At 61.2% G+C, this 25,936-nt stretch carries 23 protein-coding genes and 1 pseudogene; 16 read left to right on the forward strand and 8 right to left on the reverse strand.

Features of this window, described 5'->3' with window-relative positions; all coding sequences use genetic code 11:
• Together SB765_RS24910 and SB765_RS24915 are read left to right on the forward strand one after the other, a co-directional pair.
• Positions 1-1,644, forward strand: a pseudogene (locus SB765_RS24910) (amino acid adenylation domain-containing protein); the annotation flags it as partial.
• Between the two features lie 114 nt (positions 1,645-1,758).
• Positions 1,759-7,035, forward strand: coding sequence for an amino acid adenylation domain-containing protein (locus SB765_RS24915; protein WP_410932120.1), 5,277 nt, complete (start codon positions 1,759-1,761; stop codon positions 7,033-7,035).
• A gap of 222 nt (positions 7,036-7,257) precedes the next feature.
• Here the strand turns inward: SB765_RS24915 and SB765_RS24920 are convergent, their stop codons facing one another.
• On the reverse strand, positions 7,258-9,714 hold the full coding sequence (locus SB765_RS24920; protein WP_410932083.1) for a TonB-dependent siderophore receptor: 2,457 nt from the start codon (positions 9,712-9,714) through the stop codon (positions 7,258-7,260).
• A 125-nt stretch (positions 9,715-9,839) separates the two neighbouring features.
• Positions 9,840-10,700: a formylglycine-generating enzyme family protein gene (locus SB765_RS24925; RefSeq protein ID WP_410932084.1), complete on the reverse strand. Its 861-nt coding sequence runs from the start codon at positions 10,698-10,700 to the stop codon at positions 9,840-9,842.
• A gap of 158 nt (positions 10,701-10,858) precedes the next feature.
• Here SB765_RS24925 and SB765_RS24930 point away from each other — a divergent pair, with 158 nt between their 5' ends.
• Together SB765_RS24930 and SB765_RS24935 are read left to right on the forward strand one after the other, a co-directional pair.
• Complete coding sequence (locus SB765_RS24930) at positions 10,859-11,137, forward strand: hypothetical protein (RefSeq protein ID WP_410932085.1); 279 nt, start codon at positions 10,859-10,861, stop codon at positions 11,135-11,137.
• 116 nt (positions 11,138-11,253) lie between these two features.
• Complete coding sequence (locus SB765_RS24935) at positions 11,254-12,135, forward strand: DMT family transporter (RefSeq protein ID WP_341796510.1); 882 nt, start codon at positions 11,254-11,256, stop codon at positions 12,133-12,135.
• A 3-nt stretch (positions 12,136-12,138) separates the two neighbouring features.
• Here SB765_RS24935 and SB765_RS24940 read toward each other — a convergent pair whose 3' ends face one another.
• Positions 12,139-12,597 (reverse strand): DUF4265 domain-containing protein, encoded by a 459-nt coding sequence (locus SB765_RS24940; RefSeq protein ID WP_341796509.1) that lies wholly within the window; start codon positions 12,595-12,597, stop codon positions 12,139-12,141.
• A gap of 13 nt (positions 12,598-12,610) precedes the next feature.
• Positions 12,611-13,486, reverse strand: a complete 876-nt coding sequence (locus SB765_RS24945; protein ID WP_341796508.1) for a DMT family transporter — start codon at positions 13,484-13,486, stop codon at positions 12,611-12,613.
• Positions 13,487-13,770: 284 nt separating this feature from the next.
• On the opposite strand from SB765_RS24945, the gene aceK reads away from it, so the two are divergent.
• Positions 13,771-15,480: a bifunctional isocitrate dehydrogenase kinase/phosphatase gene (gene aceK / locus SB765_RS24950; protein ID WP_341796507.1), complete on the forward strand. Its 1,710-nt coding sequence runs from the start codon at positions 13,771-13,773 to the stop codon at positions 15,478-15,480.
• A 30-nt stretch (positions 15,481-15,510) separates the two neighbouring features.
• Here the strand turns inward: aceK and SB765_RS24955 are convergent, their stop codons facing one another.
• Entirely contained in the window at positions 15,511-16,371 is an 861-nt protein-coding gene (locus SB765_RS24955; RefSeq protein WP_341796506.1) for a DUF6279 family lipoprotein, read from the reverse strand.
• 129 nt (positions 16,372-16,500) lie between these two features.
• Between SB765_RS24955 and SB765_RS24960 the strand changes: the two genes are divergently transcribed.
• Entirely contained in the window at positions 16,501-17,337 is an 837-nt protein-coding gene (locus SB765_RS24960; protein WP_016498413.1) for a S1 RNA-binding domain-containing protein, read from the forward strand.
• A 5-nt stretch (positions 17,338-17,342) separates the two neighbouring features.
• Here the strand turns inward: SB765_RS24960 and SB765_RS24965 are convergent, their stop codons facing one another.
• Both SB765_RS24965 and SB765_RS24970 read right to left on the reverse strand, forming a co-directional pair.
• Positions 17,343-17,723 (reverse strand): hypothetical protein, encoded by a 381-nt coding sequence (locus tag SB765_RS24965; protein WP_019471036.1) that lies wholly within the window; start codon positions 17,721-17,723, stop codon positions 17,343-17,345.
• 253 nt (positions 17,724-17,976) lie between these two features.
• The gene (locus SB765_RS24970; protein ID WP_410932086.1) at positions 17,977-19,449 is read right to left on the reverse strand and encodes a nitrous oxide reductase family maturation protein NosD; all 1,473 of its coding nucleotides are present in this window, start codon (positions 19,447-19,449) and stop codon (positions 17,977-17,979) included.
• A 243-nt stretch (positions 19,450-19,692) separates the two neighbouring features.
• Here SB765_RS24970 and SB765_RS24975 point away from each other — a divergent pair, with 243 nt between their 5' ends.
• From SB765_RS24975 to def, 3 genes are all read left to right on the forward strand, one after another.
• Positions 19,693-19,872: a CsbD family protein gene (locus SB765_RS24975; protein WP_016498416.1), complete on the forward strand. Its 180-nt coding sequence runs from the start codon at positions 19,693-19,695 to the stop codon at positions 19,870-19,872.
• Positions 19,873-20,066: 194 nt separating this feature from the next.
• Positions 20,067-21,026, forward strand: a complete 960-nt coding sequence (locus SB765_RS24980) for a YihY/virulence factor BrkB family protein (RefSeq protein ID WP_019471038.1) — start codon at positions 20,067-20,069, stop codon at positions 21,024-21,026.
• Positions 21,023-21,559 carry a peptide deformylase gene (gene def, locus SB765_RS24985; protein WP_016498418.1) on the forward strand — a complete coding sequence of 179 codons (537 nt, stop codon included), beginning with the start codon at positions 21,023-21,025 and terminating at the stop codon, positions 21,557-21,559. Before SB765_RS24980 ends, def begins: the two co-directional genes overlap by 4 nt.
• Here def and SB765_RS24990 read toward each other — a convergent pair.
• Complete coding sequence (locus SB765_RS24990; protein WP_410932087.1) at positions 21,514-21,882, reverse strand: GNAT family N-acetyltransferase; 369 nt, start codon at positions 21,880-21,882, stop codon at positions 21,514-21,516. The two genes, def and SB765_RS24990, sit on opposite strands and share 46 nt — an antisense overlap.
• A 357-nt stretch (positions 21,883-22,239) precedes the next feature.
• Between SB765_RS24990 and SB765_RS24995 the strand changes: the two genes are divergently transcribed.
• The 7 genes from SB765_RS24995 (at position 22,240) to SB765_RS25025 (ending at position 25,932) form a co-directional block, all read left to right on the forward strand.
• A complete protein-coding gene (locus SB765_RS24995) occupies positions 22,240-22,497 on the forward strand; it encodes a DUF2790 domain-containing protein (protein ID WP_063427321.1) in 258 nt (85 codons plus the stop codon).
• Positions 22,498-22,633: 136 nt separating this feature from the next.
• Entirely contained in the window at positions 22,634-22,888 is a 255-nt protein-coding gene (locus tag SB765_RS25000) for a type II toxin-antitoxin system HicA family toxin (protein ID WP_410932088.1), read from the forward strand.
• A complete protein-coding gene (locus SB765_RS25005) occupies positions 22,885-23,217 on the forward strand; it encodes a type II toxin-antitoxin system HicB family antitoxin (protein WP_016498421.1) in 333 nt (110 codons plus the stop codon). Before SB765_RS25000 ends, SB765_RS25005 begins: the two co-directional genes overlap by 4 nt.
• 155 nt (positions 23,218-23,372) lie before the next feature.
• Positions 23,373-23,798, forward strand: coding sequence for a YybH family protein (locus SB765_RS25010; protein WP_016498422.1), 426 nt, complete (start codon positions 23,373-23,375; stop codon positions 23,796-23,798).
• Positions 23,799-23,842: 44 nt separating this feature from the next.
• On the forward strand, positions 23,843-24,187 hold the full coding sequence (locus SB765_RS25015) for a YciI family protein (protein WP_341796500.1): 345 nt from the start codon (positions 23,843-23,845) through the stop codon (positions 24,185-24,187).
• A gap of 21 nt (positions 24,188-24,208) precedes the next feature.
• A complete protein-coding gene (locus tag SB765_RS25020; protein WP_341796499.1) occupies positions 24,209-24,694 on the forward strand; it encodes an SRPBCC family protein in 486 nt (161 codons plus the stop codon).
• Positions 24,694-25,932 (forward strand): RNA polymerase sigma factor, encoded by a 1,239-nt coding sequence (locus tag SB765_RS25025; protein ID WP_410932089.1) that lies wholly within the window; start codon positions 24,694-24,696, stop codon positions 25,930-25,932. Before SB765_RS25020 ends, SB765_RS25025 begins: the two co-directional genes overlap by 1 nt.
• The last annotated feature ends 4 nt before the right edge of the window (positions 25,933-25,936 follow it).

Genomic DNA, 25,936 nt, shown 5'->3' on the forward strand with positions numbered 1-25,936 from the left:
CAGGTATTCGCCACCCCGGACGCTCCGGCACTGGTGTTTGGCGAGCAGGCTCTGAGCTACGCTGAGCTCAACCGCCGCGCCAACCAACTGGCGCACAAGCTGCGCGAACTGGGCGTTGGCCCGGATGCGCTGGTGGGCATCGCCATGGAGCGCAGCCTGGAGATGGTCATTGGCTTGCTGGGGATTGTGAAGGCAGGCGGCGCCTACGTGCCGCTGGATCCGGAATACCCGCAGGACCGCCTGGCCTACATGTTTGAAGACAGCGGTATCGCCTTGCTGGTGACCCAGTCGCACCTGCGTGACAACCTGCCGATTCCGGCCGGCCTGCGCAGCCTGGACCTGGATGTCGAAGACCTCAGCGGCTTCAGCGACGCAAACCCGGCCGTCGATGTGGCGCCGCTGAACCTCGCCTACGTGATCTACACCTCCGGCTCCACCGGTCGCCCGAAAGGCGCCGGCAACAGCCACCAGGCGCTGGTCAACCGCCTGTGGTGGATGCAGAAAGCCTACGGCCTGGACGCCAGCGACAGCGTGCTGCAGAAAACCCCGTTCAGCTTTGACGTGTCGGTGTGGGAATTCTTCTGGCCGCTGATGACCGGCGCGCGCTTGGTGGTGGCTCAGCCAGGGGCGCACCGTGACCCGCAACTGCTGGTGGAAACCATCAACCACCATGGCATCAGCACCCTGCACTTCGTGCCCTCGATGTTGCAGGCGTTCATGACCCACGAAGCGGTCGAAAGCTGCACCACCCTCAAGCGCGTGGTGTGCAGCGGTGAAGCGCTGCCGGCCGAGCTGGCGCGTCAAACCCTGCAACGCCTGCCGGCAGCGGGCCTGTACAACCTGTACGGCCCGACCGAAGCGGCCATCGACGTGACCCACTGGACCTGCCAGCCGGACGAAAGCATCAGCGTGCCGATCGGCCAGCCGATCGATAATCTCAAGACCCACATCCTGGAAGGCAGCCTGCAGCCAGCCGTGCGCGGCAGTGCGGGCGAGCTGTACCTGGGCGGGGTCGGCCTGGCTCGCGGCTACCACCAGCGCCCATCGCTGACCGCCGAACGCTTCGTGCCGGACCCGTTCAGTGCTAACGGCGGGCGCCTGTACCGCACCGGCGACCTGGCGCGCTACCGCGGCGATGGCGTGATCGACTATGCCGGGCGTATCGACCACCAGGTGAAAATCCGCGGCCTGCGTATTGAACTGGGCGAGATCGAAGCGCGCCTGCTTGAACTGCCAAGCGTGCAGGAAGCGGTGGTGCTGGCGCAGGACGGGCCGAGCGGCAAGCAGCTGGTGGGCTATGTGGTGCCTGTCGACAACACGCAAGATGAAAGCGCGCTGCGCGACAGCCTGCGCGAAGCGCTCAAGGCCGGTTTGCCGGATTACATGGTGCCGGCTCACTTGTTGCTGCTCGACAAGCTGCCAGTGACACCGAACGGCAAGCTGGACCGCAAGGCCCTGCCGCAGCCGGACGCCAGCCAGTTGCAGGGTGAATACGTTGCACCGCAAAGCGAGCTGGAACAGCAGATTGCGGCGATCTGGGCGGATGTGCTGAAGCTGGAAAAGGTCGGGCTGACCGACAACTTCTTCGAGCTAGGTGGCGATTCCATCATTTCGTTGCAGGTGGTAAGCCGTGCACGTCTGCAGGACATTCAGTTCACACCCAAAGAGTTGTTCGAAAACCAGACGGTCCAAAGGTTGGCGGCGATCGCGCGACGCAACGTGCGTAGTGCTGTCGATCAAGGGAAGGTTTCTGGCAGCATGCCATTGACTCCGATCCAACAATGGTTCTTCGCCGAAGACATCCCTCAGCGTCAGCACTGGAACCAGTCCGTACTGTTGCAGCCGAGTGAAATACTGCATAGCGAAACCTTGGGTGCCGCATTGTCCGCGCTGGTGGAGCATCACGATGCATTGCGCTTGAGTTTCGACCAAAGCGAAAGCGGCTGGCATGCGGCGTTCAAGGAGGCTCCCCAAGCATTGCTGTGGACGCGTTCGGTAACGGATGCCAGCCAATTGTCGCTGGTGACCGAGCAGGCGCAGCGCAGCTTGAACCTTGAGCAGGGGCCACTCTTGCGCGCAGTGCTCATCGACCTGGCCGACGGTGGGCAACGCCTGCTGCTGGTGATCCACCACCTGGTCGTTGACGGTGTCTCGTGGCGCGTACTGCTAGCAGATCTGCAACAGGTTTACCTGGCGCTGCGGGACGGTCAACCGCTGAACCTGCCGGAGAAGACCAGTTCGTTCAAAGCCTGGGGGCAGCAATTGCGGGACTACGCGGCGAGCCCGCAGCTAGTGGCGCAAATGGACTACTGGCAGGCGCAGTTGCAAGGTACGAGCGATGCGCTGCCGTGCGACAACCCGCAAGGCGGCAATCTGCAAAAACACGCTGCCTCGGTCAGCAGCTGTCTGGACCGTGAGCGCACACGTCAACTGCTTCAGGTTGCTCCTGCGGCATACCGCACCCAGATCAACGACCTGTTGCTGACTGCATTGGCCCGAGTGGTTTGCCGCTGGACTGCACATCCGCAGCTGCTGGTTCGCATGGAAGGTCATGGTCGTGAAGACTTGTTCGAGGGTATCGACCTCAGCCGGACGGTGGGTTGGTTCACCAGCATGTACCCGGTAAACCTGCACCCACAGCGTGGCATGGGGGATTCGATCAAGGCGATCAAGGAGCAACTTCGGGCGGTGCCGGACAAGGGCATGGGTTATGGGCTGCTGCGTTACCTGGGCGATGAGCAGGCACGCAATACGTTGGTGCAGCTACCGCATGGCGAAGTCGTGTTCAATTACCTTGGCCAGTTCGATGGTAGCTTTGATGCATCCTCTGCTCTATTCGTGCCGGCCAAGGAATACCCAGGGGCACCTCAGGATAAGTCCGCGCCACTGGCAAGCATGCTAACGATAAATGGCCAGGTATACGGCGGTGAGCTCAAGTTGAACTGGAGCTTCAGCCGGGATCGGTTCGCGCCGGCCACACTGCAGCGCTTGGCCGATGACTATGTGACCGAACTCAACGCATTGATCGAGCATTGCTGCCTTCAACAGCACACCGGTGTCACACCTTCGGACTTCCCGCTCGCTGGCCTGAACCAATCTCAACTGGACAGCTTGCCAGTACCTGTTCAACAGGTCGCTGATATCTATCCGTTGTCGCCGATGCAGCAAGGGATGTTGTTCTATACCCTGCAGGGATCGGAGAGCGGGCTGTACATCAATCAGACCTCGGTGGAAGTGGCCGGGCTCGAGATTGATCGTTTCATTACGGCCTGGAATCAGGTGATCGTGCGTCATGACATTTTGCGCACCGGGTTCTGGCTTTCACCCATGCTGGCCGAGCCACTTCAGGTGGTGCACCGCCAGGCCGAATTGCCAACGCGGGTCCTGGACTGGCGTGGGCGTGAGGTGAGCACTGACGATCTGCAAGCCTTGGCAGCGGATGAAACGGCGCAAGGTTTCGATCTGATGAGTGCGCCATTGATGAGACTGACACTGGTCAGGCTCGACGATGAGCGTTTGCATCTGATCTGGACGCGACACCATATCCTCATGGACGGCTGGAGCAACTCGCGCCTACTGGGTGAAGTTCTGCAGTGTTACCACGGTCAAGGGTCGAGTGTGCCGGTCACGCGCTTTGCAGAGTACATTCGCTGGCTCGCCCGCCAGCCGCAGGCTGCATTGCAGGCGTTCTGGTCGGGCAAGCTTCGCGAACTCGAAAGCCCGACCCTGTTGGCAGGGACGGTTGCCCCGTATGCCGACAGCAAACTTGAGGGTCACGATGCGTTGTACCTGCACTGGGATGCCGCGAAGACCTCGCGCCTGCGCCAGCAGGCACAGCGTTTGCGGGTAACCCCGAACACCCTCATTCAGGCCGCCTGGCTGTTGTTGCTGCAACGCTATACCGGCCAGTCCAGCGTCTGCTTCGGCGCAACGGTTGCGGGGCGGCCGGCGGGACTGGCGGGTTCGGATGAAATGCTGGGCCTGTTCATCAATACCCTGCCCGTGGTCCAGGCTCCACAACCGGACGTAGTGGTGTCTGACTGGTTGCAACAATTGCAGGCCTACAATTTGGAGTTGCGCGACCATGAACATGCAGCGCTGGCGGACGTACAACGCTGGGCCGGGCAACCGGGGCAGGCGTTGTTCGACAGTATCGTGGTCTTTGAAAACTACCCCGTGGATGAGCGTTTGCGCGAAAGCGCCGATAGCACCCTGCGGTTCGGTGAAGTCAGCAACCGTGATGTGACCAACTTCGCCATGGACCTGGCCGTACACCTGAGCGAGACCTTGTCGGTCGAGTTCCTCTACCTGCGAAGCCGCTTCACCCAAGCGGCCACCGATGCCATACGCGGTAGCTTCGAGTCTTTGCTCACGGCCATGCTGGATAATCCCCGGGCCGCCATCGGCAGCCTTGGCATGCTCACTTCGGCCCAGGTGCAGCAGACGGTCGCGCGTAATCGGCTGCCGGCCGGCGAAAGCAGCATGCTGCACCTTGCCGGGCAAGTCGCGCGGCATGCCTTCGAACGTCCACACGCATTGGCCGTGAGTTGCGGTGAGCAGGTATTGACCTACGCCGAGCTGGATCATCGTGCCAACCGATTGGCGCATCATCTGACAAGCCTGGGGGCACGCCCTGAAGTCACGGTCGGGATCGCCCTGGAACGGTCAGTGGACGTGATCGTGGCATTCCTCGCAGTGATGAAGACCGGCGCCGCCTACGTGCCGCTGGATATAGACTATCCGCAGGACCGTCTGCAGTGGATTGTCGAAGACTCCGCCATGCATCTGCTAGTCACCAGCAGTGGCTTGCGTGAGCGCTTTGCCCAGGTTCGCAGCTGTGTTGAGCTCGACCTGCTGACAGGTCTTGAACTACCTGACAGCGCGCCGCAGGTGCAGGTGCAGGATGACAACCTGGCTTACCTGATCTATACCTCCGGCTCTACCGGCAAGCCAAAGGGTGTGGCCGTGAGCCATGGGCAGATACGCATGCATTGCCAGGCTATCGCCCAGTTGTATGAGATGGATACAGCGACCCGCGAGCTGCTGTTCATGTCGTTTGCATTCGACGGTGCTCAGGAACGCTGGCTCTCGACCTTGTCGAGTGGTGGCAGCCTCGTGGTACGCGACAACCGTTTGTGGACGGCCGAAGAAACCTGGCAGGTGTTGCATGCGCAGCGCATCGATATTGCCTGCTTCCCGCCAGCTTATCTGCAGCAGTTGGCAGAATTCGCCGAAGCATCGACGCAGGCTGCACCACCGGTGCGAATCTACTGCTTTGGCGGTGATGCCGTGCCTGATGCGCTGTTCGAGCTGGTCAAGCGTACGTTGCGTCCTCAATACCTGACCAATGGCTACGGGCCGACAGAAACGGTCGTCACGCCCCTGTTGTGGAAGGTATCGGCGCAGCAGTCGTGCGAAGCGGTCTATGCACCGATCGGTGAACGGGTCGGTCTGCGTACCCTGCATGTACTCGACCAGGACCTGAACCCGTTGCCTGACGGCGTCGCCGGCGAGCTCTACATCGGTGGCGAGGGGGTGGCGCGAGGCTATCACCAACGCCCGGCGCTGACGGCTGAACGCTTTGTCGCAGACCCGTTCAACCCAGGCTCACGTCTGTATCGCACGGGAGATCGGGTACGCCGTCGTGCCAATGGGGTCATTGACTTCATCGGTAGGCTGGACAACCAGTTGAAGGTCCGTGGGTTCCGTATCGAGCCGGGAGAGATTGAAACCCGTCTGCGCAACCTTCCTGATGTCAAGGATGCGGTGGTCGTGGCCCGCGAGGTCGCCAACGGCAAGCAACTGGTGGGCTATGTGGTGTCAGCAAACGCGATGGTAATGTCGGCGCAGTTGCGTGATGCGATGCGTGCCGAGCTGCCCGATTACATGGTGCCAGCACATGTTGTCCTGCTTGCGTCGATGCCACTTACACCAAACGGCAAGATCGACCGTAACGCACTGCCCGCCCCCGAAGCTACCGGGCAGCGCAAGCGTGTGGCACCACGCAATGATATCGAGCGTGTACTGGCGCGTATCTGGCAGGAGGTGTTGGAGGTTGATCAAGTCGGGGTCGACGACAACTTCTTCGAGCTTGGTGGTGACTCGTTGCGGGTGCTGAAGATGCTGTCCAAGGTACGCGCGCACGAAGATCTGCCCATCGAGTTGAAGTTGCGCGATGTCATGGCCAAGCCGACTATTGGCGAACTTTCGGGCTTCACTATCGCAGGAAATGACCTTGACCCGCTCTTGCTGCTCAACAGCCGAGTGGCCGATGCCACACCGTTGTTCTGCCTGCACGCAGGCTTCGGCACGGTATTTGACTACGAGCCGCTGGCGCGTCGCCTGGATGGCCATTGCAGTGTCTACGGCTTGCAGTGCCGCATGTTCCTGGATCGTGATTGGGAAGACGACTCCCTGGAGTCGATGGCTATTGACTACGCCCAGTACATCCGCCAGAAACAACCTGAGGGCCCTTATCGACTGATGGGTTGGTCGCTGGGTGGATCACTGGCGGTGATGGTTGCTCGTGAACTGGAAAACCAAGGGCAGCAAGTAGCGGCGCTAGGCCTGGTTGACAGCTTCATGCCCAAGCCAGAGGTAGTACCGGCTGAAGGCGACTGGGGTAATGATTTGCGTGGTTTCCTGAGCGTGGTCCTGGGCATTGCGAAGGAGCAACTGCCCGCGGGGGGGGTGCCTGTCGATACCGAGGCGGCTGCCCTGGAACAAATGGTCCAACAATGGCGCGCCGATCATTGCGAGCAATCGGCCTATGCCGATATCAGCAGCGGCGAGTTGGCCCATACTTTCGTCGTTGCCATGCGATTAAAGGCGCTGTCCTCACAGATCAGCGGTTTGCCGAGCACCTCGGCACAGGCCTCATGCTGGTGGGCGGGCGACACCGTCAGCCCGTACTGGACCCGCCGTAGTACCGTTAATGTGGCTATCAACGCCGGGCATTACGACATCCTCAAACACCCGGAAGTGATTGATGGCCTGGTGACAATGGTGCAAGAGGTAGACAAGGTAAGTGACTGAGGGAGCATGCCCCTGAACCACGGGCTTTGCCTGGGCTCAGCAACCTGCGGTGTCATTCGTCAAGGATGATTCCGCAGGTTTTTTTTGCTTCGGCTGCGGGTGCAGCCCTGCCGCTATCCTGGTAGGGCAGGCTTGTTGCCCCTTGGCGGATACTGATTGCCGGTACCGGGTAAAAAAAACGCCCTTCACGAAGAAGGGCGCTGTTCACACTGGCTTGCAGGATCAGAAATCGTAGCGGACATCGAGTGTTGCATTACGTGGTGCACCGTAGTGACCGTAGCTGCCGGCCATGCCGGAGTAGTATTTTTCGTCAAACAGGTTGTTGACGTTGACAGTAGCCGCCAGGTGTTCGGTGACCTGGTAGCGAGCCATGAGGTTGACGACGGCATAATCGTCATCCTTGGCCTTTGCGTTGTTGATGTTGGTAAAGGTCAGCGATTTGCTCGAATCCCAGTTCACGCCACCGCCTATCGTTAACTTGTCCCAATCGCCTTTGAGGTGATAGGTGGTCCACAGGCGGAAGGTGTCCATGGGCAATTGCGTGGTCAGGCGCTCCCCATCGGCATCCTTGGTTTTGGCATGGCTATAACCTGTCTGTACGTTCCAGCCCGGTGCGATCTCACCCGTGACTTCAAGATCGAAGCCCTTGGTCTTGGCCCCGTCGACTGCGCGATAGGCCGATGAGCCGGTTGGAGTGAGCTGGCCAGGATCGAGTTCGGCAAAATTGTCGCGCTCGACCATGAATACAGCAGCGCTGGTGTTAAGCCGGCCCTGGAAGAACTCGCCTTTCCAGCCAGCTTCGTAGTTCTTGCCGACAACCGGCTCGAGGACTTTGCCATCCTTGTCCATCGAAGTTTGCGGCTTGAAGATGTCGGTGTAGCTGAAGTACACGGATTGTTCAGGCGTCAGGTCATAGATCAAACCTGCGTACGGCGTTACCTGGCCGGTTTCACGCATCTTGCTGACCGTATTGGTGTTGGCGATCAGGGATGTCAGGTCGGAGTCGTAGGTGTACTGCGAAACTCGGGCACCAAGCAGCAGGTGCAGATCATCGGTGACGTTGAAACGGTTGGCCACGTAGTAGCCGCTCTGGCGTGTCTTGATGTTGAAAATCAAGGATGGACGGTAGCCGTCGCGTGCCAGGTAGTTGTCCCAAGTGTAGAAGTTGAAGGTGGCGATCCCGCCCGTCTGGGAGCGGTGGTCATTCTCGTATTCAGAGTAGTTGTAGCCCAGTACCAGATCATGGCTGCGGCCGAACAGGTCGTAGGTGCCAGCGAGATTGACGTCCAGGCCTTTTTGCGTTTGGTCGGCAGAAATCTTGGCCCGCTCGGCGCTTGCCGAACCGGTTGCTTCGTTCAGGTAAGTGACACCCGACGTGCTCCGATACCATCCCAAGTCTGCGTCTCGGTCCACATCCATGTAGTTGGCCACTACCCGCAGCTTCCAGTCGTTCACCAACTGCTGCTCCAGGGTAGCGGTGTAGTTCATGGTCTCGAAATCATCGTACATCCACCGTGCGCCAGAACTGGTGGAGCGGGAGAAATCGGTCTGCTTGCCATTGGTGAACAGCAAAGGAACGCCAGGCGAGCCAGTTGAGCGGTATTTCTGGTAGTCGACGCCAAAACGTACCAGGGTCGTGTCGGTCACATCGGCCTCGACGACGCCATAAAAGATTTCGCGTTTCTGGTCGTACCAGTCCATGAATGTGTGGTTGTCTTGCTTGGCCGCAACCATGCGCCCTCGCACATTGCCAGTTTCAGTCAACGGGCCAGAGACATCGGCTTCGCTGCGGTAATTGTCCCAGGAGCCTACGCTGCCCTTGATATAAGACTTGAACTCATGGGTTGGTTTTTTGCGGATCAGGTTGATGACTCCGCCGGGTTCGCCTGCCCCTGTCATGAGGCCTGTGGCGCCGCGGACGATCTCTACCCGGTCGTACAACGCCATGTCCAACAGTGTGCTGGGCATGTTGCGCGTCTGGTTCTCTTGGCTGGTATTGACGCCATCGAACTGGTAGGTGTCGATGGCGCTGCCACGCGAATAGACGTTGAAACGTTCCCCGCCGTCTTGGGAAATGGTGATACCTGGCGTCTGTTTCAGTACGTCGGTAATAGCGCCCAGATGCTGGTCATCCATGCGCTGACGGGTGACAACGGTGATCGATTGCGGTGTTTCACGAAGCGACAGGTTCATTTTCGTGGCCGTGCTTGTCACGCCCGTCGTGTAAGAGCCTGTGCCTTCGGTGGTTGCGTCTAGGCCGACGCTATTGACGTTAGTCGCCGAAAGCTCGACCTGGCCGTCCTTTGCGGCAGAGCCCGCCGTTACCGTCACCGTATTGCCGTCGATCTGATAACGCAGCCCACTGCCGCCCAGCAGGATGCGCAGCGATGTCGCGAGGTCGTGACGGCCCTTAAGTGCCGAGGACTGCAAGCCACCGATGTCCTCCGGGCTGTACAGCAACTGCGTATCCGTCTCCTTGGCCAGCGCCTGCAACGCCGAGTTCATCGACTGTGCCGGAATATCCAGCGCCCATTCCTGCGCCTGCACCTGGGCAACCATCGCAGTGGACAACGCCAGCCCCAGGCCTACGCGCGACAACACGTGCCGGGGCCGAAGGGAATGACGGATCAGTAACGCTTTTGCAAGCGGGTTGAGCGGGCCGGGCAAGGACTTGGACATCTATTGCGGTCTCGTTGGCAGAAGGGTTTTTTAATGTCAGCTATGTGACGCAGCACCTGTGAAAAACCGGAACGATTCTTATTGGCTATTTTTTTCACCAGTGCTGCGTTAACCGCGTCACAACTTCACAGTTCACGTGCTACGCGAAAACCGAGAAAGTCGCCGCGGGTTGTCTTGAGGCGGTCATTGCGGTTGGCCGAGCGGGAGAAAATTGGCGGCTCGCCCCAGTCGTTGCCACGCATGTGCGCGCGGATACATTTCGGGTCCTGAACCCAGGCGCTGCCGTCGGCGGGGGCGCCTTCATAGCTTTCGTGGTAGCAGTCGGCAACCCATTCGTAGACGTTGCCGTGCATGTCGTACATGCCAAAGGCATTGGCCGGGTAGCTGCCCACTGGGGCTGTGTAGGTGTAGCCATCGCGAGGGCCGTAGGTGTTGGCGTGCTTGCTGATTTCGTACTTGCCCGGCTCGTCGAAGGGGAAGGGGAACGGACCGGTGGAGCCGCCGCGGGCGGCGTATTCGCGCTCGGCCTCGCTGACCATGCGGTAGGGCTTGCCGGTGGTCTTGGCCAGCCACTGGGTGTAGGCCTGTACTTCGTCGTAGTCCACGCACACAGCCGGCTGGCGGGGCCCTTGCTTGTAGGTCGGCTTGCTGGCCTCGCACCAGCGGCCGGGGCGGTCGTCGCCGCTCTTGATGACGGTGCCGGTGGCCTTGATGTAGGCGTCCAGCTCGGCGGCGGTAACCTGGTAACGGCTCATGGCAAACGGCTTGGCGAATGTCACGGTGTGCAACGGGCCTTCGTCGGGCTGGCGGCCGACTTCGTCGTCGGGGGCGCCCATCACGTAGCTGCCAGCGGGCAGCACGACCATTTCCGGGCAGTTCTTGCAGTCCTTGAAAACATCGCCGGGCTTGGCGGCGTGGGCGTAGGCGCTGACCAGCAGCAGGCAAGTGATCTGGGCTGGCCGGTAGAGCCAGGCTTTTGCGTTCATGGGTGATCCTCGGAACGGGTGAATGCGTGCTGCGTTTCGCATTCAGACGAGCCGGAGCGATGGAAAATTAACCAGTGGCCAATCGGATGTGGCCTGTGTAGGAGCAGCCTTGTGCTGCGAAAGGGCCAGTGCTGCCTCATACATATGTGCAGGGAGTGATGGCCTCTTCGCAGCACAAGGCTGCCCCTGCACAGGAGTGTGCCGGCCTGGTAGTTGCCAGCCATGTGGCGCCGGGCTATAGTCCAACCCACTGTTCTCTTCCCGAAGACCTGTTCATGCCAGCCAGCCCTTCCACCACATGCTTTGCCATCGCGCCAGTCGCGGGCATGGTCGTGCGTGGCAGCCAGCAGCCGGTCATGATCAGTCACAACCCACCACCTGTCAGTGGCGTCGTAGGCGGCGTAGCTCCGCCTCCTTGCGTGGTTGTGCTGGGCTGATCGGCTGCTTGCCGAACCCCTTCGCACACGCAACCTACTGAACACGGTCGGCTACTTCCCTCGCTGAAGCGCACGCCGTCCGTTTGGCTTTCCTGCCTACTATCAGGTGGCAATACATGTCTGTCTTTACCAAAGCATCCGTGGCCTCGGTGGCCACTACCAGCCTGTTCGTCCTGCTGTGGAGCAGCGGGGCGATCGTCTCCAAGCTGGGCCTGGCGCATGCCAGCCCGTTCGCCTTCCTGCTGTTGCGCTCGGCGCTGGCCTTGGCCGGCCTGCTGCTGATCGGCCCGCTGCTGGGGCTGCGCTGGCCGCGCAGCCGTGGGGCGATTCTGCGCGCCTTGGGTACCGGGTGCGTGCTGCTCGGCGCCTACCAGATCTTCTACTTGCTGGCGCTCAACACCCATGTCACCCCTGGCGTCATGGCCACGGTCATGGGGGTACAACCGATCCTTACCGTGGTGCTGATGGAGCGCCAACGCTCCTGGAGCCGTCTGTTCGGCCTGGGTCTGGGGCTGGGCGGCTTGATCATGGTGGTGTACCAGGGCATCAACCTGGGCGGGGTGTCGCTGGCAGGGATGCTGTTTGCCCTGTTGGCGTTGGCCAGCATGACCCTGGGCTCGATCCTGCAGAAGCGCATCACCGATAACCCTATGGGCACGCTGCCGTTGCAGTACCTGGCCGGCTTTGCCATGTGCGCGCTGTTCGCACCGTTGCAACCGCTGCATGTCGAGTGGACCGGCGGCTTTGTCGGCGCGTTGCTGTGGATGGGCCTGGTGGTTTCATTGCTGGCGACGTTGCTGCTGTATCGGCTGATCGCCAAGGGTAACCTGGTCAATGTCACCAGCCTGTTCTACCTGGTGCCGGCGGTGACCGCAGTGATGGACTTCCTGATCTTCGGCAACCGACTGGCACCGCTCAGCCTGCTGGGCATGGGGTTGATCGTGGTGGGCCTGCTGTTCGTGTTTCGCAAGCCCGTCGCGCGCCTGGCCGAGGCGTAAGTCCTAGCGGAACTCTTCGGGGATGGCGTGGCGCAATACGCCTTCCTCGAAGTCCAGCAGGCCGGCTTCGCGCTGGGTGAGCAGGTAGTAGAGCAGGGTGTCGAGTGAACGTTGCGTCGGGACCTCGACAGCCAGCATCTTCACGGCCTGCTCGGTTTCGCAGTTGCAGCCGAAGTCCTGCAAGGCCGCACGTACCTGGTCCAGGGTTTCCGGGGGCTTTACCAGCACCCGGAACACCGAGCTGCCGCTGCTGCTGCGCAGTGCATCGAACCAGGTTTCGCCGTTTTCTTCACGGGTGGCAATCACATCACCCGGGGCAATGCCGTAGACATGGAAGGGGATGTTGTCGACCGTATAGCCGCCTTCCACAGCCTTGGCCCACAGGCCCTCGACTGAGGCGGGTGGGTAGCCGTTTTCGTCCTGTTCCAGGCGGAACAAGACCTTCTTGTATACGCTGTTCATCGTGTGCCCCGCTTCAGTTGCGCGTCGGGCGCAACACCAGCCACAGTGCCATGCCAATCAGTAAGCCGCCGTACAGGTGCCCCATGGACAGCGACTCGTCCAGCAGCCACGCCCCCCACAATACACCGAACACCGGGATCAGGAAGGTCACGGTGCTGGCCTTTACCGGGCCGATTTCTTCCAGCAGGCGGAAGTACAGGATATAAGCGAACGCCGTGCACAACAGGCCCAGGCCCAACAGCGATAGCCACACCTGCCAGCCGCCCCAGCTGGCAGGTGGCTGGCTGAGCGCGCTCCAGGCGAACAGCGGGCTTAGCAGCAAGGTGGCGCCGAGCATGCTGCCCAGTGCCGAAAGGCGGCTGTCCAGGCCGCTGACCCAGCGGCGGGCAAGGAAGCCGGCAAAGCCGTAGCAGGTGGTGGCCGCCAGGCAGGCGAGGGCGCCCTGCACCAGGGCCATGTCCAGCGCCACCGGGCCGGCGCCGCTGAGGATGCCGACGCCAAACAGGCCAAGGAAGATGCCGCACATCTTGGGCAGGGTCATGGGCTCGCGGAAGAACAGCATGCCGATCAGCACGCCCATCAGTGGTGTGGTGGCGTTGAAGATCGCCGAGTAGCCGGCTGGCAATACCTGAGCGGCAACGGAATAGAAGGTGGCCGGGATACCGGAGTTGATCATGCCCAGCACCAGGCAGGCACCGAGCTTGCCCTGGAAGTCCCAACGCACGCGGGCGACCGCGACGATGCCGATCAGGCCCAGGCAGGCAATGGATACACGGAAGAATGCGGTCGGCACTGTGCCCAGCTCGGGGGCGATGATGCGCATGAACAAAAAGCTCGCCCCCCAGACGGCAGCAAGTGTCAGCAGGCGGGCTAGGGCGATGGGGCTCACGGCGGTCTCCGGGTACAGGGCAGGGCGCGAGTGTACGCCAGGGGGCGGGGGGATTCTTGTGCTTTCTTGCGGTGCAATCCATTGCGCTCTGCACGGCCCTTGTAGGAGCAGCCTTGTGCTGCGAAGAGGCCGGTACAGGCGAAAAATACCTGTGCTTGTACCGGCCTCTTCGCAGCACAAGGCTGCTCCTACAAAGGCCATGCAGGCCTTCGAGGTGTGGCATTAACCCATGATCACAAGGGCGGCTAAGCTCAGTACTCAATCTTTGCACCGAGGCCCACCGCATGACCCAGCACTGGCCTGCCGGCGAGATCGCCCGGATGATCCTCGATGGCTTCGACGACTACCGCGAGCATTTCCGCCGCATCACCCTCGGCGCCCGCGAGCGCTTCGAGCAGGCGCGTTGGCAAGACAGCCAGCGGGCAGCCGCCGCTCGGATCAACCTTTACGAACAGAAGGTCGGCGAGGTCAACGGCTGGTTGCGTGATGCGTTCGATGACGAAGTGCTGCTGGAGGTCGAGCAGTGGCCTCTGGTGAAAAGTGCCTACATACGCCTGATCGACCCGCGCCTGGACGATGAATTGTCCGAGACCTGGTACAACTCGTTGTTCTGCAGCCTATTCAGCCATGACCAGATCAGCGACGGCTGCATGTTCATCCACACCACCCGGCCGTCTATCCGCAGCCACCAGCGTGCCACACAAACCTGTACCTACCGCCCCGATGGCAATCTGCAGGGCCTGCTGCGGGCGATTCTTTCCGACTATGCATTCGCCTATGGCGACCTTGAAAGCGACGTGTCACGCCTTGAGGAGCAACTGCGCGAGTGCCTGCCGGATTGGGTTTGCAAAGACCCGACGCTGGCGGTGGAGCTGTTTTCGCCGGTGCTGTACCGCAACAAGGGTGCCTACCTGGTCGGCCGGTTGTACAACAGCGATGAGCAGTGGCCGCTGGTGATACCGCTGCTGCACCGTGAGGGGCATGGTATCGAGGCCGATGGGCTGATCACCGACGAGGCCGAGGTGTCGATCATCTTTTCCTTTACCCGCTCCTATTTCATGGTCGATGTGCCGGTGCCGGCAGAGTTCGTCAACTTCCTCAAGCGCATCTTGCCGGGCAAGCATATTGCCGAGCTGTACACCTCCATCGGTTTCTACAAGCACGGCAAGTCGGAGTTCTACCGGGCGCTGATCAACCACCTGGCCGGCAGCGAAGACCGCTTCGTCATGGCGCCCGGGGTGCGCGGCATGGTCATGAGCGTGTTCACCCTGCCGGGCTTCAACACCGTGTTCAAGATCATCAAGGACCGCTTCTCGCCATCAAAAACCGTCGACCGCGCAACCGTGATCGACAAGTACCGGCTGGTAAAAAGCGTCGACCGTGTGGGGCGCCTGGCCGATACCCAGGAGTTTGCCGATTTTCGCTTCCCACAGGGCAAGTTCGCGCCGGAGTGCCTGGCCGAGCTGCTGGAGGTGGCGCCGTCGACGGTAATACTGGAGGGTGACACTGTACTGATTCGCCACTGCTGGACAGAGCGGCGCATGACGCCGTTGAACCTGTACCTGGAGCATGCCAGCGAAGGCCAGGTGCTGGAGGCGCTGGAGGATTACGGCCTGGCCATCAAGCAGTTGGCGGCGGCAAACATTTTCCCCGGCGACATGTTGCTGAAGAACTTTGGCGTTACCCGCCATGGCCGGGTGGTGTTTTACGACTATGACGAGATCAGCTTCCTGACCGAGGTGAACTTCCGGCACATCCCGCCACCGCGTTACCCGGAGGATGAGATGTCGGGCGAGCCGTGGTACTCGATCGGGCCCCACGACGTGTTCCCCGAAGAGTTTCCGCCGTTCCTGTTTGCCGATCTTGGCCAGCGACGGTTGTTCAGCCGCTTGCATGGGGAGTTGTATGACGCGGATTACTGGAAGGGGCTGCAGGCAGCCATTCGCGAGGGGAAGGTGATTGATGTGTTTCCGTACCGGCGCAAGGCCCGGTAATTGCTTGGCCAGGACAGGCAACCAGTGACTTCAACCCTTCAAACACTTCAATTCACTGAAATCAGTCCGCACCTTACCCAGCTTTTCTTGCAAGAACCGCCGCTGCTGCGGCGTACTCTGCTGCACCAGGTCCACCAGCAAACTGCGCGCCTGTTGTTCGGTGTTTTGAAATGCCGAGCGGTATTCAGGCGTCCACAAACTTTCCTTGCGTTGCAGTAGCGTCGCCAGGCGTGGCTCGAAGCTGGCGTCGTTGCGCTGGTTCATCGCCAGCAACAATTGCTGCTGCCAGTGGGCGCGGTTGGCGATCCATTCGCGGTTCTGGTCGCCCAGTGCTGCGGACCAGGCCTGCACCCGCTGCTTCTGCGCTGCCGTCAATTCGCCAAACCACGGGGTCAGGCGTTTCTCCATGCGCTCGCTACGGCGGGCGATCTGCTTGGGCAGCGGGGTATCCACGTACTTTTTCTGCCGTTCGTTGATGTCCTCGCGGAACGCCTCGCGCATTTCCGCCACCTGGCTGTCGCTCATGCCGCGCAACAGCTCGGTGGCCGACGGGGTGATTTCCTCTGCCACCCGGCCAATCGCCTCACGGGCCTCGCGGGTGCGTTGCTGCAGGGCCTGGTCGGTCACCTGGCCATCGGCGACCATGCCGCGTACCCGGTCCAGCCAGTCGATGTAGCCTGGCAGCTGGGTCTTGCAATGCCAGGCCAGATGTTCGCGCAAGCGGTCGTCGAGCAAGGCTTTTTGCTCGCTGTTCATGTCCAGGTAATCTCCCAGCGACCACGGCACCAGGCGGTCCAGGTTGCGGTAGGCCAGGTCGATGCGGCTGCAGGCGGCCAGGGCCAGGGTTAAGGCGATGGCGATCAGCAGGGCTTTGGGCAGGCGTAGCGGCATGTGCTGTTCCTTCCTCAGTCTGGCCAGATGGTAGACGCAAGGGCGGGCTGGCGGTTCCACCGTATCAGTGGTCGGCCATCCGGTGGCTTCAGGTGTAGAATAGCCGCCTTGTCTTGAGGATCATCGGAAATGGCTCTGCTTGGGCGTTACAACAGTTTGCAAATCGTGAAGCACGTGGACTTCGGCCTGTACCTGGACGGCGGCGCCGATGGCGAGATCCTGCTGCCGGGGCGCTACATCCCGAAAAACGCCGAAACCGAGGTGGATGACTGGCTTAACGTATTCATCTACCTGGACAGCGAAGACCAGCTGATCGCCACCACCGAGAAGCCCAAGGTGCAGGTGGGTGAGTTTGCCAGCCTCAAGGTCAAGGATATCAACGGTGCCGGCATCTTCCTGGACTGGGGCCTGCCCAAGGACCTGCTGATGCCGTACTCGGAAGAGGCACGGCAGCTGAAAATCGGCGATTACTGCGTGGTACACGTCTACCTCGACAAGCGCACCCGCCGCATCACCGCCACGTCACGCCTGGACCGTTACCTCGACGTCACCCCGGCCGACTACAAAGTCGGGCAACCGGTCGAGTTGCTGGTGGCCGGCGAAACACCGATGGGCTTCAAGGCCATCATCAACAACCGCCACTGGGGCCTGATCCACAAGAACGAGGTGTTCAAGTTCCTGCGTTCGGGCATGCACGAGAAGGGCTTCATCAAGGAAGTGCGCCACGACGGCAAGATTGCCCTGAGCCTGCAACCGGTGGGTGCGGCCCTGGCCGACAGCCTGCAAGAGCAGATCATGGCGCGCCTGGAGGCTGAAGGTGGGGTGTTGGGCGTGTGCGACAAGAGCGACCCGGCCCTGATCAGCAAGCTGTTCAACGTCAGCAAGGGCAACTTCAAGAAGGCCATTGGCGCGTTGTTCAAGCAGGGCCTGATCGTCATCCATGACGATCGTATCGAAAAGGCCTGACCGCCTTACGCCTGTACGAAGTTGCGGAAGTCCAGCTGCTCGCCACCCGGACGGGTGTCGCGCAGCAGCGAGTCGCGGTCGGCGCTGAGGGCCAGGCTGATGGTGGAGCGGCGCTTGCCGGGCTTGCGCACTTCCATCTGCTCCAGATGAGCCTTGAGGAAGTTGGTGGGCACTTTCAGGTGCTGCAGCTCATCGCTTTCTGGCGTGTGCAGCAGCAGGTTGACCCAGTCGGCCTGGCCCTTGCCCAGCAGCTTCACGGGCACTTCGAACCACCACAGGTTGCGTTTGTTGTCCAGGATGGCGAACAGGGTGTTGCTGCTGTTCAGCACCGGCTTGGCCAATGCTTCGTTGCGCCGGGCGATGGCGGCGGGTTTGTCGAGTTTCATGCAGGTTCCTGCGGGTTGACGCTATGAAGGCCTGCATTGTGAGGGGTGGCACGGGGCGGGGCAAGGTTTGATGAAGACCTTTGCGTTGGGGCTGACGCGGTCAGTGTAGGAGCGGCCTTGTGCCGCGAAAGGGCCGCGAAGCGGCCCCGGCAATATCGGCTTTGTTGCTAGAACCTTGGGGCTGCTTTGCAGCCCCTTCGCGGCACAAGGCCGCTCCTACAACGGCCGTATTAACCGATGAGGGTCGGTGTTGTTAGCGCCGAACCGGCAGGCTCAACTGGGAGGTTGCCCCATCGGCAGTGGTCACGGTCGCGGTAAAGCTGCGCAACCCGCCGATGTTCTCCAGCACTTGTGCGAACCGCGCTTGCCCCTGTTTGTCGCTGTTCACCAGCACCTCCCCGAGGTACTGCTCCGCCTCGGTGCCATCGGGCTCGGCATTGCCAAAGAACTCCACACGCAGCAGGCTCGACACCGGCCCCTGCACTTCACCGCGCAACACATTGCCTTCCAGCGCAAGCAGCCGTGGCGCCTGCTGGTTATGATTGGGCAGCGGCTGGCAAGGTTTGGGCTCGCCTTTGGCGTCGCAGATGATCGCCTGGTCTTTCTTCGGCAAGTCGGCGCCCACCCCGCGCGAACCTACATACAGCGCATGGGCCTGCGCAGGCACGCCAAACACGATGGCGCCGGTGCGTTGGCCCGGCACGCACGAACCGCCCGCTTCACAGCGGCGGATATCCTGGCTGTTACCCCAGATGCGGTTGCCGCTCAGGCGCGTGGCGGTAGCATCCGGTTCCGGGCGCAGTGCAACGCCGATGCGGTTGCCGTGGATCAGGTTGCCGTCGAGGATGTTGCCCTCGCCGGTGACGCTGACGCCGATCGAGTTGCCGCTGAAGGTGTTGGCCGCCAGGTAGTTGCGCTTGCCCCAGTTGATCTGCAGGCCGTCGGAATAGTTTTCGAAGCGGTTACGCACCACGCTGTTGTCATTGCCCAACAGAATCTCGATACCCTGCGAGGGTTCGGGGTTGGCTGCAGTGGAGCGGAACAGGTTGTCGGCCACCAGGTTGAATGCCGCGCCGCGGGTCAGTTCCAGGCCATCGCCATTGTCGATCAGCTGGTTGCGCAGCACCTTGTTGTTGTTCGTGGTGGTAGCGGTGGGGTTACCCGCGCCGTCGTCACCGGTCAGCATGATGCCCGCGCCGCCTTTGTTGGCGACGATGCGGTTGTCTTCGATCACGTTGCCACTGGCGCGGTTGACCAGGATACCGATGCAGAAGTTGCGCACTTCCAGGCCGCTCAGGTGCACGCCCTGGGTGTCGCGTAGTACCAGCCCGGGGTTGGTGGTGGTGCGCACGTTGGTGCCGAACTGGCCGGGCAGGGCGCCGGGGCAGGTGCGTACCCCCTGGTCCTTGATGTAGGCCGAACCGTCGATGGCGATGTATTGGCCATCGCGTGCCCAAGGCAGGCCGGTGATGCGCACCGGGCCCTTGATTTCCGGCAGCGCACGGCTGGGGCGGATAACGTAGGGCGGCTTGCCGACGGCGGCGATGTCGATGCTGTAGTGGCCGGGGTTCTGGTTACTGGTTTCGATGGCCCAGCGCAGCGAGCCGGGCTGGTCGTCGTCAGCGTAGCGCTCGACACGCAGGGTTTCGGGGTTGGCCGGTGCGGCGGCCAGGGCGGGCAGGGGGAGCAGTGGCAGCAAGGCCACCAGCGCAGGCATCAGACGCATGGGTGCGGGTATCCGGAAAACATTGTTTTTATCGAGTGTCAGCCTGCTCTGGGCGGACGTTTGCGGGGATTCTAGGGCAGCTGTGCCAGCTGCGTAGGTGCGCCGGGGTGATTTGGTGCGGTATTCGCCCGCAGTTTTACCGCTCGGCTTGTGGCTGGAAAATCCGTTGAAACTCCCGGCGAGGGTGGTGGGTCCACCTTCTGTCGACACGGTTCACGTGTCTCCATTTGCAGGAGTTTTGCCATGAGCGGTACTAAAGACAAAGCGAAAGGTCTGGCCAACGAAGCAATCGGCAACGTGAAACAGGGTGTTGGCAAGGTGACCGACAACGACAAGCTGCGCGCCGAAGGTAAGGCGCAGGAGCTTAAAGGCGAGGCGCAGCAGGTCAAGGGCGATGTAAAGGATGCAGTGAAGAAGCCTTGATTTGATGCCACCTGAACCGCCCTCTTCGCGGGCCCGCCCGCTCCCACATGTACGTATCTGTGGGAGCGGGCGTGCTCGCGAAGAGGCTGATACAGGCTTACACAATTTTTGATGCATTGGCCGGGAGCAGCACAGCAGCGGTATGGTCTATTAGACTTGTCTGTTGAATCGATCGAGCGGCGAAAGGAGACGCTATGATTTTTTCCGCCCTGCAGGGCCTGCCCTTGCACCGCGTGCTGGTTCGTACCATCAAGGAATTTCTTGATGACGAGATGTCCACCTACGCCTCCGCGCTGGCTTACCAGGCGCTGTTCTCGCTGTTCCCTTTTCTGCTGTTCCTCATTGCCCTGATTGGTTTCCTGCATTTGCCGGACTTCTTTTCGTGGCTGCGCCTGCAATCGGAACTGGTGCTGCCGCCTCAGGCACTGGAACAGGTCAACCCGGTGATCGATCAGTTGCAGCAGTCCAAGGGCGGGCTGTTGTCGGTGGGTATCGTGATTGCCTTGTGGACCGCGTCGGCTGGCGTGCGCCTGATGATGAGCGCGATGAACGCTGCTTACGATGTGCCCGAAGGCCGCCCGGTGTGGAAGCGTATCCCGCTTTCCATTTTCTACACCATCGGCCTGGCTGGCATGCTGTTGGCGGCCGCAGCGCTGATGGTGCTGGGCCCGCAGGTGATGGAATGGATCGCCGCCCAGATCGGCATGCAGGAGTTCATTGTCACGCTTTGGACCATTCTGCGCTGGCCGGTGATCATCATATTGCTGATGGTGGCGGTGGCCCTTATCTACTACGTGATGCCTGACGTAAAACAGAAGTTTCGCTTCATCACCCCCGGCTCGGTGCTGGCGGTGGTGGTGTGGATCGTGGCGTCACTGGGCTTTGCCTATTACGTGAAAACCTTCGCCGACTACAACGCCATGTACGGCAGTATTGGTGCAATCATCGTGCTGTTGCTGTATTTCTATATTTCCGCCGCCGTGTTGCTGCTGGGCGCGGAGATGAATGCGGTGATCGAGCACATGTCGAGCGAGGGCAAGAACCCTGGCGAGAAGGATTTCGAAGGGCACAAGGCCCCGGAAACCATCACCGTGCTGGGCCATGAACACCCGCAACCGAGCCAGCACCAACCTTCCGAGCCGAACCCCAGATGATCCGTGACATTTTAAAGATGGGCGACGAACGCCTGCTGCGTATCGCCCCGCCAGTACCCGAGCACATGCTCGGCACTGCCGAACTGCAGCAACTGATCGACGACATGTTCGAAACCATGCGCCATGTGGGCGGCGTAGGCCTGGCCGCGCCACAGATTGGTATCGACCTGCAGTTGGTGATTTTCGGCTTCGAGCGCAGCGAGCGCTACCCGGATGCCGAAGCGGTGCCGCAGACCATTTTGATCAACCCGGTCATCACGCCGATGTCCACTGAAGTGGAGGACGGCTGGGAAGGTTGCCTGTCGGTACCGGGCCTGCGGGGTGTGGTGCCACGCTTCAAGCATATCTGCTACGAAGGGGTCGACCCCCAGGGCAGCCCGATCAACCGCTTTGCCGACGGCTTCCATGCGCGGGTGGTGCAGCATGAGTGCGACCACCTGATCGGCCGGCTGTACCCGTCGCGTATCCAGGACTTTGCCAAGTTCGGCTACACCGAGGTGCTGTTCCCCGGGCTTGAGCTCAGCGACGACTGATCCCGCTGCAGGGCTAGCAGGCGTTTGCTGCGCTGGTAGCGCTGCAGGCGGCTGGCCAGGGTTTCGGGTAGTTGCACGGCCATGTGGAAACCCAGGCGCTCATAGAACGGCACCAGGTCCGGGTGGCAGAACAGCCAGGTGGGTCCCTTTTCCTGTTCCAGCGCCGCCTCGATCAATTGCCCGGCCACCCCTTGGCCGCGCTGCTGCGGGTCGACGAACAGTCCCGTCAACCAAAAGCCTTCACCCACCCCACTCAGGCTCAAGCCTGCAACGATGCCCGGGGCCCTTGCCACCCACAGTTCAGCGTCGCCCGCAGCACGCATGCGCGAGCCGTGTTGGCGGTAAAAGTGGTCTAGCAGCCGGCGTTCTGTGGCCGAGAGTGTCGAGCAGTGAATATTTTTTAATGAGATGGCGGGTCCTGCCCTTAAAGCTCGCCAAGGCTCTGGCGTGAGATTTTGCGGCCAATTTGACGCAGATTGTTGCAAATACGGCAAGGGTGAATATCCGACTTTCAGGGTTCAACTATTGCGAACCGGGAGTAGAATTTTACTCATCCCCCCTGGCAGTACGAAGCGGGATCGGTACTTCGTGCCATCTTCACCGTAGATGGCAACTTCTCCGCGCCATTGACGGCATTAGAAGTCAATCGATCAGCTTGAATGCTCAAAAGGCAAACCCACATGAAACCATTACTGATTCTTGCATTGGTCGGTATGTCCTCGTTCGCCCTTGCCGACGAGGCCCAACCTGTCTCCAGCCAGCCTGTGGCCCAGCAGTACGACTACACCATGAACCTGGACATCAAACGGGTGATCAACCTCTCGACCATCCCCAATGTCTGCGAAGTGGTGCCTGCGACCATGACCTACGAAGACCACCAGGGCCAGGTGCACACCATCCAGTACCGCGCCATGGGTGAGGGTTGTCAGCAGGGTTGATCGGGCCTTGTCAAAGATTGATGGCTCTCTTGCTTCCCCAGGCTAGAGGGCCATCAGCGGTCTTACAGCTCGGCAATGTAAAATCCTGAATGAATATCGAGGAAAAAGTGCTATCTTAATTTGATAGCATTTTTCGATGAACACTCGATACCGCAAAATTCTCGACGCAATTTTCCGAGCGCCGACCACGGCGTCGTTGGCTTTTTCCGAAATTGAGGCATTGATACTCCATCTCGGTGGCCAGGTGCAGGAGCGGCAAGGCTCAAGGGTCAAGCTGCTGCTTGGTGAGCACTGCTGGAGGTGTCACCGGCCTCATCCAGGTAAAGAAGCCAAGCGGTATCAGATTGAAGAAGCTCGCGAATTTCTATTACGGGCAGGGGTCAGGACATGAGTTGCATGCGCTACAAAGGCTACGCCGCTCGTATCGAGTACGACGAGCGTGATGACATTTTCGTCGGCCGTGTGCTCGGTATGCGAGACATCATCAGTTTTCACGCAAGGTCGGTGCCCGAATTGCATGAAGCGTTCCGCGATGCACTGGAGGATTACCTGGCCGATTGTGCAGAGCAGGGCATTACTCCGGAGAAGCCTGCTTCGGGTAAGGTCATGCTGAGAATTCGGCCTGAGGTTCATGCTGCGGCGAGTGTCGCTGCCCGTGCTGCCGGTAAAAGCCTGAATCAGTGGGCTGATGAGGTATTTGAACAAGCCGCGATGGCCTGAGCCACGCTGCTCTGACGCAGCGCATAGGTAATATCCTGCCGTCACTGAACAGAATAGTTACCAAGGCCTGTCGATTCCTCCGTTCTCCGTTCGACCATAGGTGAAGGCACGCCGCACTGCGTGTCAAAACCTTACGTACTGTCGGAGGCACCCCGATGAGCACCGCAGCCGAAACCGAGATCCGCCAACTGATCGAGCGCTGGATGCAGGCCGTGCGCGATCGTGACATCCCCAACATCACCGCCCCCTATGCCGATGACATCGTTGCCTTCGATGCGATCCAGGCCCTGCAATTCAAAGGCAAGGCCGCCTACACGGCGCACTGGGAAATGTGCATGGGCATGTGCACCGGCCCCATGGTCTTCGAACTGGCCGAACTCACCGTACATGCCGCAGGCGACCTGGCCCTGGCCCACTGGCTGAACCGCTGCGGCCCGGGCGACGACGAAAGCCAGTGCGGCTTCATGCGCGCCACCGTGGGCTATCGTCGGAAAGGTGACCAGTGGCAGGTGATCCACGAGCACTGGTCGGCGCCTTTCGACATGGAAACGCAAAAAGCCCTGTTCGATCTCAAGCCCTGAGCCGTTATCGCCAAACGCACTTTGCCGATGCCCTGGAGGCGACCATGAAATACCTGTGCCTGGTCTATTGTGACGAGGGGCTGCTGCATAGCCTGCCCGACAGCCCGGAAGACGCCGAATGCATGGCCTACGCCGAAGCCGTACAGGGCTCTGGGCGAATGCTGGCGGCCGAGGCGCTCAAGCCTGTGCAAACCGCCACCACGGTGCGCGTGCGTAACGGGCACATGAGCCTGACCGACGGCCCGTTTGCCGAAACCAAGGAGCAACTCGCCGGCTTTTACCTGGTGGAGGCCCGCGACCTGAACGAAGCGCTGAACATCGCCAAGGGCATCCCGGCGGCACGGGTCGGCAGTGTCGAGGTGCGACCGGTGCGCGAACTGCAACCCTGACAGCTACGGAGAACCATCAGCATGAGCCTTGCACACCCCGCGCAAGCACAACACGAGTTGTCCATCAGCCGCCTGATCGACGCACCGCCGGCCAAGGTATTTCGCGCCTGGACCGAACCCCAGTGGCTGATGCAGTGGTGGGGGCCGCACGGCATGACCACCCCGGAGTGCGAGATGCAGTTGTGGGTTGGGGGTGTATTCCGCACCCTGATGCGGGCGCCGGATGGTAGCGAATACCCGACCCAGGGCGTGTTTCTGGAAATTGTCGCGCCGCGCCGGCTGGTGTTCACCGATGCCTTTGGCCCCGGTTGGGTGCCGTCGGACAAGGCCTTCATGACCGCCGTCATCAGCTTTGACGAGGAGCAGGGCAAGACCCGCTATACCGCCCGCGCCTGGCACTGGAATGCCGCTGACTGCCTGGCCCATGAGGAAATGGGCTTCTACCAGGGCTGGGGAGAAAGCCTGGACCGCCTGGTGGAGGTGGTGACCCAGCGGATGCCCGACTGATGACGGCACTGGCGCAGGTGCGTGCCGAAGTCGAGGCCGTGTACCGGCGGGATTCGCGACGCATCCTGGCGACGTTGATCCGCCTGCTGGGTGATTTCGACCTGGCCGAGGAGGCCATGCATGATGCCTTCTTCATCGCCGTCGAGCGCTGGCAGCGCGATGGTATCCCCGATAGGCCCCGGGCGTGGCTGGTTTCCACCGGGCGTTTCAAGGCCATCGATGCGCTGCGCCGACGGGCCCGTTTCGACCGCTCTCAGGCAGACCTGAGCATGCTGCTCGACGGCCAGGCACACGACCCCAGTGAAGAAGAGTTGTTGGCGGATGACCGCTTGCGGCTGATCTTCACCTGCTGCCACCCGGCGCTGTCGGCCGATGCCCAGGTGCCGCTGACCCTGCGCGAAGTCTGCGACCTGACCACCGAGCAGATTGCTCGCGCCTTCCTGCAAAGCCCCGCCACCATCGCCCAGCGCATTGTCCGCGCCAAAGCCAAGATCCGCGACGCCGGCATCCCGTACCAGGTGCCGGAACTGAACGAGCTGCCCGAGCGCCTGGAGAGCGTGTTGCGGGTGATCTACCTGGTATTCAACGAAGGCTATTCGGCGTCCTCGGGCGAGTCACTGCTGCTGCAGGAACTGAGCGATGAAGCCATTCGCCTGGCGCGGCTGCTGGTGCAATTGTTGCCTGATGCGGAGGCGATCGGCCTGCTGGCATTGATGCTGCTGCAGGCGTCCCGGCAGCAGGCGCGAACCGATGCCCAGGGCAACCTGGTGGTGCTGGAACAGCAGGACCGCAGCCTGTGGGACCGGCAACGCATTGACGAGGGCTGCGAGCTGGTGCGCCAGGCCCTGCAAAGCCGGGCATTTGGCGCCTACACCGTACAGGCGGCGATCGCTGCGGTGCACGCTGAAGCAGCTACGGCACAAGAGACTGACTGGACGGAGATTGTCGGGCTGTACGACGTGTTGCAGCGGCACTGGCCGTCAGCGGTGGTGGAGCTGAACCGGGCGGTGGCGCTGGCGAAGCGGGACGGGCCGGAAGTTGGCCTGCGGGAGGTCGAAGGGATTCTGGCGCGCGGTGAGCTGCTGGACTATCACCTGGCGCATGCGGCGCGGGCCGAGCTGCATTATCAGCTGGGGCAGGTGGAGGAGGCGCGTGCGGCGTGGCGGCAGGCGCTGGCGCTGACCCGGCAGGCGCCGGAGCGGCGGCATATCGAACAGCGGTTACAGGCGCTTGAATGAGGGT

Source organism: Pseudomonas sp. SIMBA_067 (genome assembly GCF_046534675.1).
Taxonomy (GTDB): Bacteria; Pseudomonadota; Gammaproteobacteria; order Pseudomonadales; family Pseudomonadaceae; genus Aquipseudomonas; species Aquipseudomonas putida.